We start from the raw sequence: 14,065 nt of genomic DNA on the forward strand, positions 1-14,065 counted from the left end.
GCCTCGGGGCCCGGTCCGGCAGGTCAATCCATGTCGGCGGCGACATCTCGGGTGCGTTGGTGTTCGCGCAACTCCGTGATCTCGCGTTCGAAATCCTCGGCGGAGCTGAACGACCGGTATACCGAGGCGAATCGGAGGTAGGCGACCTCGTCGAGGTCGCGCAGCGGTCCGAGAATCGCAAGCCCCACCTCGTGACTGGGGACCTCCGGTGCACCCTTGGCCCGCACGGCGTCTTCGACCTGTTGCGCAAGCTTGTTCAGGGCGTCGTTGTCGACATCGCGTCCTTGGCAGGCGCGCGCGACACCGCGCACGACCTTCTCGCGGCTGAAGGGCTCGGTCACGCCGCTGCGCTTGACGACGGACAGCACGGCGGCCTCGACCGTGGTGAATCGGCGACCGCACTCCGGGCAGGCCCGACGGCGGCGAATCGCGGCGCCCTCGTCGGCTTCTCGCGAATCGACGACCCTGGAGTCGGGGTGCCGGCAATACGGGCAGTACATGTCGATTCCTTCGTCGCTGCCGTGAGGGCCGCGACGTCGCCGACGAAACGATGCCGTGTTCGAAGGATCGATCTCGCCCGGGGGCAGGGTCGTCCCGACGCGACCACACGGGGTGGTGTGACTGACAGATTCAGACAATACCCGCACGTGTGGTGTGCTCCTCGAGTCCGGGTGGGTCTTCACCACACCGTCATCTACCACCGGTGACCGCTTCCCCCACCCCGGCGGGCGACGCAGCGTCGGTCACGACCGGTATCGAGTGGGTAGCTTCCGCTACGACCTGACTCGTACGGATGTGCGCGAGGCACAGGATCGCCGTGACCGCGACGGCCGTGAACACCACCGTGGCGAGCACCTGCCACAGCGGGTGCCCGTGGCCGGCGCGGGCAGCGGGCGGGTGAGCGCAGGACCTCCCCGCGTACCGCAGCGGGTATCGATGGTCGCCTCCCACCCACAGTGGTGATGCAGCCGGCGCGATCTCGACCGTCCCGATCGGATCGATCGTCCGGAATTCCGTCAACAGTGCTGTGCCCATCGGATCCTCCGTGGCAGTCATGGGTCGGTAGGTTCGCCCACACATTCGAACGAATACCTGTTCGAAGTTTCTATCACGCGGAGGTCGTCCGTGTCGCTGGTTTGTTCGAAACAATCTCGAACAGATGTTTGATATACCGCACGGATCCGGTTAGATTCGAAAGATCACACGCAACACATCAGAAACTCGACGCACGGAGGTCACGACCATGACGGACGCCAGCTCCGCGACCAGCCGGCCGAAGAAGTCGTCCGGCACCGACGGTACAGCGCTCACCGAGCGCCAACGCCGCGTCCTCGAGGTGATTCGCACATCGGTCGCCGAGCGGGGCTACCCGCCGAGCATCCGAGAAATCGGAGACGCGGTCGGCCTCAACAGCACGTCCTCGGTCGCACACCAGCTGCGCACGCTCGAGCGCAAGGGCCTGCTGCGCCGCGATCCCAACCGCCCCCGCGCGGTGGACGTACGCGGATTCGACGATCCGCAGGTAGCGTCCGACGTCGTCGGCGAGGTGATTCCGGCGGTGTCCTCCGACGACATCCCGTCGGCCGCACTCGTTCCCGTGGTCGGACGGATCGCAGCGGGCGGCCCGATCCTGGCGGAGGAGGCCATCGAGAACGTCTTTCCGCTGCCCCGCGAGGTCGTGGGCCAGGGGTCGTTGTTCCTGCTGAAGGTTGTCGGCGAATCGATGATCAACGCGGCAATCTGCGACGGCGACTGGGTCGTGGTTCGCCAGCAGAATGTGGCCGAGAGCGGCGACATCGTCGCAGCCATGCTCGACGGCGAGGCCACGGTCAAGACGTTCAAGCGGGTGAAGAACGATGTCTGGTTGATGCCGCACAACCCGATGTTCGAGCCGATCCCCGGTAACGACGCCGTCATTCTCGGCAAGGTGGTCACGGTCATCCGCAAGCTCTGACCCGCGCATTCGGCCGCACACCAGGGCGGCTCCTACACATTCCGACATGCCGAGGCCGGTGTGGTTCCATCTCGATGGAACCACACCGGCCTCGTGCAGTGCGTCTGCGATCAACCGCGCATCGATCAGATGTTCAGGCCGCGGCCGATGACCTCCTTCATGATCTCGTTGGTACCGCCATAGATCTTCTGGACCCGAGAATCAAGGTACGCCTTGGCAATCGGGTACTCACGCATGTATCCGTAGCCGCCGTGCAGCTGGAGGCAGCGGTCGATGAGCTCGACCTGCTTGTCCGTGGTCCAGTACTTGGCCATCGCCGCTTCCTGCACAGTGAGGGCACCGACATTGAGCAGCTCGACGCACTTGTCGACGAACACCCGAGCAAGCAGAGCTTCCGTCGATAGCTCGGCGAGCTCGAATCGGCTGTTCTGGAACCGTCCGATCGGCTTACCGAATGCCTTGCGATCGCGGCAGTACTGGATTGTGTCCTCGAGAACCTGCTCCATCGCTGCGGCCGCGACCACAGCAATCGAGAGCCTCTCCTGCGGAAGATTCTGCATCAGGTAGATGAAGCCCAGACCCTCCTCGCCGAGCATATTGGCGGCGGGAACACGCACGTCGTCGAAGGTGAGCTCGGCGGTATCCTGCGCGTCGAGACCGATCTTGTCGAGGTTGCGGCCACGCTCGAAGCCGGGCATACCGCGTTCGACGACGAGCAGGGAGAAGCCCTGTGCACCCTTCTCCGGGTCGGTGCAGGCAACCACGATCACCAGGTCGGCATTGATCCCGTTGGTGATGAACGTCTTGGATCCGCTCAGGACCCAGTCGTCACCGTCGCGAACCGCGCGGGTCTTGATGCTTTGGAGATCGCTGCCGGTACCGGGCTCGGTCATCGCGATCGCAGTGATGATCTCGCCGGAACAGAATCCGGGCAGCCACCGCTTCTTCTGCTCCTCGTTCGCGAGGTTGAGCAGGTACGGCGCCACGACATCGTTGTGCAACATGAAACCGACGCCGCTGTACCCGCCGCGGGTGGTCTCCTCCGTCAGGACGACGTTGTAGCGGAAATCGTCGACGCCGCCACCACCGAATTCTTCGGGTACCGCCATCCCCAGGAAACCTTGGGCGCCCGCCTTCTTCCACACCTCGCGATCGACGATCTTGTCCTTCTCCCACTGCTCGTGGAAGGGTGCCACCTCCTGTTCGAGGAACTTCCGGTACGACTCACGGAACAGGTCGTGTTCGGGCTCGAAAAGGGTGCGTTCCATCTGCGCTCCTGTCAGTGACGACGTGGACATACCCACGGTATGCACGTGGCCTGACCGTGACGCTGACAGGAGCGAGCGGATTTTGTGACCGGGACAACCTCGATCGTCAGCGGCGCAGATCGGCCGATCGGCGAAGGATCGGGTATGCCACGAGGATTCCCATCGAACCCCATGCGATGCCGCCGAGTTCGACCGATCCGATGGACAACGTCAGGTCGCCGATACCTGCAACGAGTGCAGCCGCCACGACAGTGAGATTCACCGGGTCGGTGAAGTCGATCTTCGCATCCATCCAGATCCGCACGCCCAGAAGTCCGATCAACCCGTACAGGACGAGCGTGGCACCGCCCAGAACCCCGTCGGGCACTGTGAACACGAGTGCCCCGAATTTCGGAGAGAACGCCAGAATCACCGCAGTCACCGCAGCCACCCAGTACGCGGCCGTCGAGTACACCCGGGTCGCGGCCATCACGCCGATGTTCTCGGCGTACGTGGTGGTTCCCGATCCTCCGCCGGCTCCCGCAAGCGTGGTGGCCAGACCGTCGGCGAGCAGTGCGTCGCCTGCGACATCGTCGAGATTGCGGCCCGTCATTGCGGCAACGGCCTTGACGTGACCCACGTTCTCTGCGACCAGGACGATGACCACCGGCAGAGCGAGCAGCACAACCGACAACTCGAAGGTCGGCGCGCGCAACTCGGGCAGACCGAACCAGGATGCCGCCTTCAATGCCTCGACGCGATCGGGCGCAAGCCCTCCGGTCACCCATGCGAAAATCCATCCGATGACCACGCCGACGAGGATGCCCAGCCGGCCGAAAAGACCGCGGCCGAGCACAGTCACCACAAGGATCGATACGAGTGTGACAGCACCGATCAACGGTTGGGCTTCGAACGATCCGGCAGCGGTCGGTGCGAGATTGAGCCCGATCAGTGCGACCACGGCGCCGGTTACGACAGGGGGCATCACGGCGTCGATCACCCGCGAACCGAGCACCTTGACAATCAGGCCGATGACGGCGAGCACGACGCCGGCCGCCACGATACCGCCGAGCTGCGCGGCCGGACCGCTCCCCGCCGATGCCGTCAAGGGCGCGATGAACGCGAAGGACGATCCGAGATAGCTCGGTACGCGCCCTCGGGTGATGAGCAGGAACAACACCGTGCCGATGCCGGAGAACAGCAACGTGGTGGTCACCGGGAATCCGGTGATCGTGGGCACGAGCAGCGTGGCACCGAACATGGCGATCACATGCTGCATTCCGATGCCGATGGTGCGCGGCCACGACAGCCGCTCGTCGGGAGCGACGACCGCCCCTGCATTGATCTGTCGCCCGTCGCCGTGCAGGTCCCAGCCGAATCCCATGTTGCGACTCGTCGGTCGCACGCGTTCACTCACGACGGAGATCGTAAGACTCGGGAAAGGCGCATGTGACATCGGTCGAGAAAGTGCAACGCCGCTTTCCTACCTCAACCGAGGATGAGCGACGCCGCAGAACGCGCCGCTGCAGGGTCGTCGGTGCTCAGGACTGCCTGTGCAGCGTCCTGACACTGCGCCGCGGTCACCGCTGACAGTCGCGCACCGACCGCGGCAACGGCCGATGCCGCGCACGACAGCGACGACACTCCCATCCCGACGAGAACGCAGGCGAGGAGCGGATCGGCAGCGGCCTCGCCGCACACCCCCACGGGCTTGCCCGCGACGGACCCCGCCTCTGCCGTGCGCGCGACGAGGGCGAGCACCGCCGGCTGCCAGGCATCGGTCAGCGACGCCAATGCCGGCGACATGCGGTCTGCCGCCATCGTGTACTGCGCGAGGTCGTTCGTCCCGATCGAGAGGAAATCGACGTGGGCGAGCACGCGGTCGGCGAGCAATGCCGCGGACGGCACCTCGATCATCACGCCGGGTACCAGGTTGCGGGAACGGACCTGTTCGGCGAACGCTGCGGCCTCGGCCACGGTGGCGATCATCGGAGCCATCACCCACGGCGTCGCGCCGGTGCGTTCCGCGGCGGCCGCGACCGCATCGAGTTGCCGTTCGAGGATTCCTGGGGTCGCTGCGGCGATGCGGATGCCTCGGACACCGAGCGCGGGGTTGTGCTCGTCCGGATGGTCGGCGAATCGCAACGGTTTGTCGGAACCCGCGTCGAGGGTGCGGAGCACGACCTTGCGGCCCTGGTACGCCTCGAACACCTCGGAATAGATGTCGATCTGCTCATCGACGGTCGGTTCTGTATCGCGATCGAGGAAACACAATTCGGTACGGAACAAGCCCACACCTTCGGCCGGGGTCGACCGAGCGGCGCGTGCGCCTGCACCGTCCTGGACGTTGGCGAGGATCGCGATCGGGTGTCCATCGGAGGTCTGTCCGGGTCCGGTCCACACCGCGATGCGGGCACGGTCCGCCCTGTCTCTCTCGATGACAGCTTCCGCATCCTCGTGGTCCGGTTCGACCACGATCTGCCCGGTCCCGCCGTCGACCAGGACTGCGGTTCCGGCTTCGATATCGTCGATGCCTGCCGCCGCGACGATGCACGGGATACCCAGTTGCCGCGCGATGATCGCGGTGTGACTGGTGGGTCCACCGAGCGTTGTCGCTATTGCGATGACAAGTGTGGGGTCGAGAGCGGCGGTGTCGGCCGGTGCGAGGTCATCGGCCAGGAGGACCGAGGGAACTTCGGGTATGTCGATGCCGGGCTCGGGCTCACCGTTCAATTCGGCGAGTACTCGATCACGGATGTCGATCAGGTCGGTGACTCGCTCCGCCTGAAGTCCGCCGATCTTCTCGAAGATCGTGACGAACTGGTCGGTCGCGCCGACAGTGGCGGCCACTGCGTCCGCCCCCGCTCGGATCTTCCCCTCCGCGGCCCCGCGCCACGCGCGGTCCTCCACCAGCACCGCGTTGGCCTGAAGCACTTCCGCGGCAGCTCCTGAGGCGCGTGCGGCTCGCACCCTCAGGCGAGCAGCAACCACGTCCACGGCTGCTTCGAACCGAGCGGCCTCGGCTTCTCGCGCAGTATCGGGCACAACATCCGACGACGTGGTGATCTGGGGACGCTGGGCGGGCCGGATGACCGGCCCGTATCCGATCCCGGGCACCACCGGCGTGCCCTGCAGAACTGGTGCCTCGTTCGTCATTCCGTCTCCTCACCACGACTTCATCTGTGACTCAGATTACTCGTAGGCATTGACATGTCAACACATACGGGCGTAAAACAACATTATCCAACATCTAGCGCAAGGGGTTCGGGTGTACCCAGAGGAACGTCAACAGGCGATCGCAGACCTGATAGGGCGACAGGGTCGTGTGTCCGTCACCGATCTCGCCGAGCGCTACGACGTCACATCGGAGACCGTGCGCCGCGACCTCGCGCTCCTCGAACGTCTCGGGCACGTCCGGCGCGTACACGGTGGGGCGGTTCCTGCAGCGGCGCTCACAGTGTCCGAGCCCGGACTCGCCGAACGAGAGAACACCCGTGCGGGTCACAAAGACCGGATCGCAGCGGCAGCGGCACGCTTCCTACCCGGCTCGGGAGGCAGCGTGATCCTCGACGCCGGCACCACCACCAGCAGAGTCGCCGCAGCCCTGCCGGGTGATACCGAGATCACGGTCGCAACCAACTCGGTGCCGATTGCCGCGCGTCTGGCCGGTATGGGGTGGGTGCAGCTGCACTTGATCGGTGGTCGGGTACGCGGCACGACCCAGGCCGCCGTGGGACCAGAAGCCCTTCGCTTCCTGGAGATCCTCAACGTGGATGTGGCGTTCATCGGAACGAATGCCCTCACGATCGAACATGGGCTGTCCACGCCCGACTCGGACGAGGCCGCTGTCAAACGCGCGATGGTTCGATGTGCCGATCGGGTGGTCGTCGTTGCGGATTCGTCGAAGATCGGCCGACGCCACCTCTTGAGCTTCGCACCACTCGATGCCGTCGACGTCCTGGTGACCGACACTGACCTCGACGACACAGATCGAGACCGCCTGACCGACCACGGAATCGAGGTGGTGACGGCATGATCGTCACACTGACCGCCAATCCCAGCCTGGACCGCACTGTCGATCTGGACGGGCCGCTCCGACGCGGGACTGTGCACCGTGCCACCGGAACAACCGTCGATCCCGGCGGCAAGGGAATCAACGTCGCACGTGTCCTGCATCGATCAGGCCACGACGTTCTCGCAGTGCTACCCGGCAACCCCAGCGACCCGCTACTCGCGGCCTTGGACGAGCGCGGAATTCCGTACCGCGCGGTGCCGACCTCCGCACATGCCCGTACGAATATCACCATCGCCGAATCCGACGGAACCACGACGAAACTCAACGAGCCCGGCGCCTTGTGCCCGGCCGCCACCCGAACAGAACTGGTCGAGGCGATGGTCGGGAACGCTCGGGCAGCCGACTGGGTCGTGCTGTCCGGCTCACTTCCACCCGGCATTCCGGATGAGTTCTACGCAGAGCTCGTACGCGCACTGCGACCCACCGGATGCCGCGTCGCAGTCGACACCTCTGAAGCTCCGTTGCTCGCCCTTGCAGTCGGATTCCCCGAGACCGCCCCCGATCTCATCAAGCCGAATTCCGACGAGCTCGCCCAACTGACCGGCTGCGACGCGAAGTCGCTCGAGGACGACGCTGCGCGCGGCGACGTCGGATCCGTCGCAACGGCCGGGCGCTTGCTCGTGGCACGAGGTGTGGGAGCCGTGCTCGCCACCCTCGGGTCTGCAGGCGCCGTGCTGGTCACGTCCGAGGGGGTCTGGCGTGCCACACCCCCTCCTGTTGTCGCCCGCAGCACCGTCGGGGCCGGTGATTCCTCCCTCGCCGGCTATCTCGTCGCCGAGCGGGCGGGCGCCGCACCGGCCGACCGACTCCGCCACGCCGTCGCCTACGGCAGCGCCGCAGTGGCTCTGCCCGGGACACGTATTCCAGGCCCCGACTCCGTCGACCCCTCCGCCGTTGCCACCGAACCCGTACCAGACGACCCCGACCGCACGAATCGCCCACTCTCCCGTAAGGACATGTGATGTCAGACAGCGCTTCCGGCCCTGCCCGTAGCCCGGCGATCATCGATTCCCGGCTCATCGCACTCGACGCCGACCTCGGTTCCGACAAGGAGTCGGTGATCACGGCGCTTGCCGACCGGCTCACAGCTGCGGGTCGCGCGACCGATCGCGACGCACTCGCCGGCGCCGTGCTCGATCGCGAGACCAAGTCGGCGACCGGACTGCCCGGCGGAATCGCGATCCCCCACTGTCGGCACGAGACGATCACCACCCCGTCGCTCGGATTCGCCCGACTCTCGCCGAAGGTCGACTTCGGCGCTCCCGACGGCCCTGCCGACCTGGTGTTCCTCATCGCCGCCCCCGAAGGCGCCGGCGCAGATCACATGCGTCTTCTCACCGCTCTGGCTCGCGCACTCGTCCGGCCCGATTTCGTCACAGCACTCCGCGACGCGCCCGGGCCCGACGACGTGATCGCCCTGGTCGAAGACGTCCTGCCTGCGGCTCCCGCTGCCATGCCGGTCGGGGCCACCGCAGGGTCGGCCGACAGAAGTCAGCAAGCACCCGAGCCCGAACCGTCCGAGCGGTCCGTGGTCGCGGTTACCGCGTGCCCCACAGGAATCGCGCACACCTATATGGCGGCCGATGCGCTCACAGCCGCAGCCGAGCGCGCCGGAGTCGCGCTGCACGTCGAGACGCAAGGTTCGAGCGGAAGTACTCCGATTCCGGCATCCGTCATCGCTGCCGCCGATGCCGTCATCTTCGCGACCGATGTCGGAGTCAAGGGAAAAGAGCGGTTCGCGGGCAAGCCGGTGATCGCCTCCGGCGTCAAGCGCGCGATCAACGAACCGGATGTGATGGTCGCCGAAGCCCTGCGTGCGGGCGCTGATCCGAATGCACCCCGGGTGGAGGCGGGTGCGACGGACACCACCGGCGACACCGATTCCGCCGACCTCGGCTGGGGCACCCGGCTGAGGCAGATCCTGCTGACCGGCGTCAGCTATATGATCCCGTTCGTCGCAGCCGGTGGTCTGCTCATCGCCCTCGGGTTCCTGTTCGGCGGCTACGACATCTCCGACTCCGCGTCCACCATCGTCGTGGACAATTCGTTGACGAATCTGCCGGACGGCGGACTCGCGATCTACCTCGGCGCCGTGCTGTACCAGATCGGCTCGCTCGCATTCTCCTTCCTCGTACCCGCGCTTGCCGGGTACATCGCCTACGCAATCGCCGACCGCCCCGGTCTCGCGCCCGGCTTCACCGCCGGTGCCGTCGCGGTGTTCGTCGGGGCCGGGTTCATCGGCGGTCTGGTCGGCGGTCTCATCGCTGGTTTCGCAGCCTTGTGGGTCGGTCGGATTCCACTGCCCACGTGGGCACGTGGGCTGATGCCCGTGGTGATCATTCCCCTGCTCGCGAGCCTGATCGTCGGTGGACTCATGTTCCTCGTCCTGGGTAGGCCGCTCGCCGCGATCACCACCGGTCTCACCGACTGGCTCAACGGCCTGTCCGGCGGCTCTGCCGTAGCGCTCGGCGTCATCCTCGGTCTCATGATGTGTTTCGACCTCGGAGGACCGGTCAACAAGGCGGCGTATGCGTTCGCCGTGGCAGGCCTCGACGTCTCCAACCATGCGTCACTGCAGATCATGGCCGCCGTAATGGCGGCCGGTATGGTGCCTCCACTCGCGATGGCACTCTCCTCACAGGTTCGGCCGCGCCTCTACAGCGCCGCTGAACGTGAGAACGGCAAAGCCGCATGGCTTCTCGGCGCCTCCTTCATCTCGGAAGGTGCCATCCCCTTCGCAGCAGCGGATCCGTTCCGGGTGATCCCGTCGATGATGCTCGGCGGCGCAGTCACCGGCGGCATCATCATGGCGACCGATGTGACGTTGAGCGCGCCTCACGGTGGCATCTTCGTGGTCTTCGCGATGGATCGCGTGCTGTGGTTCTTCGTCGCACTCGTGGTGGGCACGGTCGTCGCCGCGCTCAGCGTCACTCTCGCAAAGGAGTTCACACGTTCCGAATCCCGCAGTCCCGCCGCACCTGAAGCCGGATCTCAGCCGGCCGCCGTCTGATCCTCCCCCTCACACAAAGGAGTTCCCATGCCCGCCAATACCGTCAAGGTCGGCTCGTCCATCGGCCTGCACGCACGTCCCGCCGGAATCATCGCCGAAGCGGTCGTTGCCGCAGGAGTTCCGGTGACGCTGTCGGTCGACGGAGGCGATCCCGTCGATGCGGGATCCGCCTTGATGATCATGACGCTCGGCGCCTCACAAGGTGTCGCTGTCACGGTCCAGTGCGACGACGAGACCGTCCTCGCGCACGTCAGCGAGCTCGTCGCCGCTGACCTCGACGCCTGACCCGCTCTGACGGTCAGGTACGCCGGGCGCGCAGACGCCACACGAGCGTGGCAGCTGCGATCAGGACCACCGAGCCGACCGCTGCTGCGGCTCCGATCCGCCCGGCATCGCCCGATCCGGGGTCGGACTCGGCCTCCGCCCCCGGATCGGCGGCGAAGTAGTCGGCCACCCCACGAATCACCCGGATCGGAGGCAGCTCACCGGTGGCGGCGCCGCCCCGGAGAATCGCCTCGGATCCGGTCAGCAGGTCGCCCGCATCGGTGAACGCCATCGCCTCACCCTGGGGTTCGTCGGGAACGGGGATTCGAAAAACCGGACCCGCAGCGATCGCGGCCGCGAGATCCGAGTCCGGCGCGTGGAAGACGTAGACGTCGGTATAGGTACGAACAGCCGCGACTGTGCCGTCCGCACTCACTGCGCCGCCGGTGATCAACGTCGACGATGCTCCTGGGAGCGGGCCTCCGGGGGTATCGGTGGGACCGAGGGAAAGGGAACCGACCTTCTCGAGCGGCACTGGCCCTGGCGTCTCGAGCTGGTCGACCGTCCGACCGCGCACCGGCCGATACACACCGCTCGCACCGAACAGCGCCTTGGTGACGATCACCGGTTCTCCGCTCGCCGAGACCAGCAGGGCCTCCGCGTCGCGTGGACCGTCCGGGTAGGTCAGGCGGTGAAGGTCGCCAGCACCGCTGGCAGGGTCGAGTGAGATCAGTGCCACCGTCTGTCGCGCGGAGGTGTTGTCGCCGATGTCCGCAAGCCACAATCTACCGTCGGGGGCGGCCGCGAGGTCTTCGATGTCGTAGGGGTCCACCGGGACCGGAAACCGTTGCACCACTGTGCAGTCCGCGTCGAGTTCAACCACCGACTCGTCCGCACCCGCGTCAGGTGTAGCGAACAGCCGCCCCCCGGCCTCGGCGAGCCCGGACAGCTCGACCAGGACAGGATCGTCCGGTGTACACAGGACCTCCGCCGAGAAATCCGCGACCGGTACTTCCGCGACGTCCGCCCCGGCGGGCGCCGCACCCGGCAGTGTGCAGACGAGCGCAACGACGGTCGTGACACCGGCGTCGCGCAGCGAACCCATCAGGCGGCGTACTCGTCCAATGCGGAGGCGAGTGCCCGCGGAACCCTGGCGTGTACACGGGTGCCGTCGGCCTCGTGCGCGGAATGGAGGATCTGGCCGTCCGAGTGGATTCGGGACAGCAGGTCGCCGCGGGTGTACGGCACGAGGACCTTCACCTCCACGTCCGGGTCCTCGAGCAGACGAGCGAGCCGTTCGCGCAGTTCTTCGATACCCTCGCCGGTGTACGCAGATACGAACACCGAGTCGGTCAGGAGCCCGCGCAGCTGGGTCAGGGTGACCGGATCGGCCGCATCGACCTTGTTGACGACGATCAACTCGGGCGGCGGGGGGCCGTCGGATTCGCGCAGAACATCGGTCAGGACCTCGCGGACCGCCTTGATCTGCTCGGTCGGGAGCGGATCGGATCCGTCGACCACGTGCAGCAGAAGATCGGCGTCGGCGACTTCTTCGAGGGTCGACCGGAAGGCCTCCACGAGCTGAGTCGGCAGGTGACGCACGAATCCGACCGTGTCGGTCAGGACGAATTCCCGGCCGTCGGGTAGTGCTGCGCGTCGTGTCGTCGGGTCCAAGGTGGCGAACAGTGCGTTCTCCACCAGGACACCCGAGCCGGTGAGCCGGTTGAGCAGACTCGATTTGCCGGCGTTGGTGTAGCCGACAATCGCAACAGAGGGGATCCCGTTGCGCAGCCGGCGAGTCCGCTTCGTGTCGCGGGCCGCCTTCATTCCCTTGATCTCGCGGCGCAGCTTCGCCATCCGTTCCCGGATTCGACGACGGTCGGTTTCGATCTTGGTTTCACCGGGACCGCGGAGACCCACGCCGCCGTTGCTGCCGGCCCGACCGCCCGCCTGACGCGACATCGATTCACCCCAGCCACGCAGTCGCGGCAGCATGTACTCCATCTGCGCGAGAGAGACCTGGGCTTTACCTTCACGTGAGGTCGCGTGTTGGGCGAAGATGTCGAGGATGAGCGCCGTCCGGTCGATGACCTTGACCTTGACGACCTTCTCCAATGCGGTGAGCTGGGCGGGAGTGAGTTCGCCGTCGCAGATCACGGTGTCGGCGCCGGTGGCGAGCACGATCTCGCGTAGCTCCTCGGCCTTGCCCGAACCGATGTAGGTGGCGGCGTCCGGCTTGTCGCGGCGCTGGACCATCCCCTCGAGCACCTCGGAACCCGCGGTTTCGGCGAGTGCGGCGAGCTCGGTGAGGCTCGCATCGGCCTGGGCGGCGGTGCCACCGGTCCATACACCGGCCAGCACGACCCGTTCGAGACGGAGCTGCCGATATTCGACCTCGGTGATGTCTTCGAGTTCGGTGGACAGACCCGCGACGCGCCGGAGGGCGCTGCGGTCTTCGAGCTGCATCTCGCCCACCGAAGGATCGTCGTGGGCCCAGCCTTCGGGACCGTCGTACCCGGTGCGATCGGTGTCGTCTGTCGTGTTGCGAGTGCGCGATGTGTTCGTCATACAGGTCCCATAGTCCCACGAAGCCCGATTCGGTGCATTCGAGTTTTTCGGACGTCCCGGGATCGCGCGATGCTCATGCGAGCGCCGACCACCATTCGTCGCTGATCGCGCCGTGCGCGACCAGCACCGACGGCCCCCGCAACCAGGCGTGTTCGTCCTCGATCCGCACCTCCACGGCACCGCCGGGGATCCGCACTCGGACGACACCGGCGTCGGCACCGTCGTGCCGCAGGGCTGCTGCGGCGGCCGCGACCGTGCCGGTGCCGCACGAGCGTGTCTCGCCGACGCCCCGCTCGTGCACACGCATGTCGACGGCTCCCGACTCGATCGGGGTCAGGAATTCGATGTTGACGCCCTGAGGGAAGAATCCGGGGTCGTACCCGGGCGAGGTGAGATCGAGTGCGGCGAGGCTCGCGCCGGTCAGATTCGGATCGACACAGGCCAGATGCGGGTTGCCGACATCGATACCGATTCCGTGGTAGACGCGGCCGTCGATTGTGGCGGACGACTCGCCGAGTTGCGCGACCCTCCCCATCTCCACGGTGACCTCACCCGCAACCGGTCCGGTCGAGTGGACCTGCACGGGTTTTCCGCCCGCCCTCGACCCGACGACGAAGCTCTCCCGGCTCTCGAGCCCCTCGGCGGTGAGGTAGTGCGCGAATACCCGTACCCCGTTGCCACACATCTCGGCGATCGACCCGTCGGCATTGCGGTAGTCCATGAACCAGTCGTCGGCGCTCATACCCTCCGGGAGCGCATCGAGCAGACCGGAATCGACCAGCGCTCCGGTACGCGCGACACGCAGCACGCCGTCGGCTCCGAGTCCGCGACGTCGATCGCACAGCGCTGCGATTCGGTCGGATGTGAGAGTCAGCCGGGCATCGGGATCGGGAAGGATGACGAAATCGTTCTCGGTGCCGTGGCCTTTGCTGAACTCCATGCCGTCA

At 66.4% G+C, this 14,065-nt stretch carries 13 protein-coding genes; 5 read left to right on the forward strand and 8 right to left on the reverse strand.

From position 1 onward, the window contains the following. Positions 1 to 23 precede the first annotated feature (23 nt). Complete coding sequence (gene nrdR, locus EV641_RS01410) at positions 24 to 500, reverse strand: transcriptional regulator NrdR (RefSeq protein ID WP_054718166.1); 477 nt, start codon at positions 498 to 500, stop codon at positions 24 to 26. 190 nt (positions 501 to 690) lie between these two features. Continuing rightward, complete coding sequence (locus EV641_RS01415) at positions 691 to 1,056, reverse strand: hypothetical protein (protein WP_054718155.1); 366 nt, start codon at positions 1,054 to 1,056, stop codon at positions 691 to 693. Positions 1,057 to 1,243: 187 nt separating this feature from the next. Here EV641_RS01415 and lexA point away from each other — a divergent pair, with 187 nt between their 5' ends. Next, positions 1,244 to 1,954: a transcriptional repressor LexA gene (lexA, locus tag EV641_RS01420; protein WP_054718158.1), complete on the forward strand. Its 711-nt coding sequence runs from the start codon at positions 1,244 to 1,246 to the stop codon at positions 1,952 to 1,954. A 125-nt stretch (positions 1,955 to 2,079) separates the two neighbouring features. On the opposite strand, the gene EV641_RS01425 is transcribed toward lexA, so the two are convergent. The 3 genes from EV641_RS01425 to ptsP form a co-directional block, all read right to left on the reverse strand. After that, the gene (locus tag EV641_RS01425) at positions 2,080 to 3,222 is read right to left on the reverse strand and encodes an acyl-CoA dehydrogenase family protein (RefSeq protein WP_054718161.1); all 1,143 of its coding nucleotides are present in this window, start codon (positions 3,220 to 3,222) and stop codon (positions 2,080 to 2,082) included. Between the two features lie 106 nt (positions 3,223 to 3,328). Next, entirely contained in the window at positions 3,329 to 4,585 is a 1,257-nt protein-coding gene (locus EV641_RS01430) for a solute carrier family 23 protein (protein WP_132470764.1), read from the reverse strand. Between the two features lie 104 nt (positions 4,586 to 4,689). Beyond that, positions 4,690 to 6,357, reverse strand: coding sequence for a phosphoenolpyruvate--protein phosphotransferase (gene ptsP / locus EV641_RS01435; RefSeq protein ID WP_132470313.1), 1,668 nt, complete (start codon positions 6,355 to 6,357; stop codon positions 4,690 to 4,692). 112 nt (positions 6,358 to 6,469) lie between these two features. Here ptsP and EV641_RS01440 point away from each other — a divergent pair, with 112 nt between their 5' ends. Genes EV641_RS01440 through EV641_RS01455 form a run of 4 tightly spaced genes read left to right on the forward strand, consistent with a single transcriptional unit; the run spans position 6,470 to position 10,571 of the window. After that, entirely contained in the window at positions 6,470 to 7,237 is a 768-nt protein-coding gene (locus EV641_RS01440; RefSeq protein ID WP_132470315.1) for a DeoR/GlpR family DNA-binding transcription regulator, read from the forward strand. Further along, positions 7,234 to 8,238, forward strand: a complete 1,005-nt coding sequence (gene pfkB, locus EV641_RS01445) for a 1-phosphofructokinase (RefSeq protein WP_132470318.1) — start codon at positions 7,234 to 7,236, stop codon at positions 8,236 to 8,238. Before EV641_RS01440 ends, pfkB begins: the two co-directional genes overlap by 4 nt. Next, the gene (locus EV641_RS01450; protein ID WP_132470321.1) at positions 8,238 to 10,286 is read left to right on the forward strand and encodes a fructose-specific PTS transporter subunit EIIC; all 2,049 of its coding nucleotides are present in this window, start codon (positions 8,238 to 8,240) and stop codon (positions 10,284 to 10,286) included. Before pfkB ends, EV641_RS01450 begins: the two co-directional genes overlap by 1 nt. Before the next feature lie 27 nt (positions 10,287 to 10,313). Continuing rightward, positions 10,314 to 10,571, forward strand: coding sequence for an HPr family phosphocarrier protein (locus EV641_RS01455; RefSeq protein ID WP_054718318.1), 258 nt, complete (start codon positions 10,314 to 10,316; stop codon positions 10,569 to 10,571). Between the two features lie 13 nt (positions 10,572 to 10,584). Here the strand turns inward: EV641_RS01455 and EV641_RS01460 are convergent, their stop codons facing one another. From EV641_RS01460 to dapF, 3 genes are all read right to left on the reverse strand, one after another. Continuing rightward, entirely contained in the window at positions 10,585 to 11,646 is a 1,062-nt protein-coding gene (locus EV641_RS01460; RefSeq protein ID WP_054718323.1) for a hypothetical protein, read from the reverse strand. Positions 11,647 to 11,654: 8 nt separating this feature from the next. Next, positions 11,655 to 13,118 carry a GTPase HflX gene (hflX, locus tag EV641_RS01465; RefSeq protein ID WP_132470324.1) on the reverse strand — a complete coding sequence of 488 codons (1,464 nt, stop codon included), beginning with the start codon at positions 13,116 to 13,118 and terminating at the stop codon, positions 11,655 to 11,657. Positions 13,119 to 13,191: 73 nt separating this feature from the next. Further along, positions 13,192 to 14,058 carry a diaminopimelate epimerase gene (gene dapF, locus EV641_RS01470; protein ID WP_132470327.1) on the reverse strand — a complete coding sequence of 289 codons (867 nt, stop codon included), beginning with the start codon at positions 14,056 to 14,058 and terminating at the stop codon, positions 13,192 to 13,194. Positions 14,059 to 14,065: the final 7 nt, after the last annotated feature.

It is taken from the genome of Rhodococcus sp. SMB37 (assembly GCF_004345605.1).
Lineage (GTDB): Bacteria > Actinomycetota > Actinomycetes > Mycobacteriales > Mycobacteriaceae > Rhodococcus.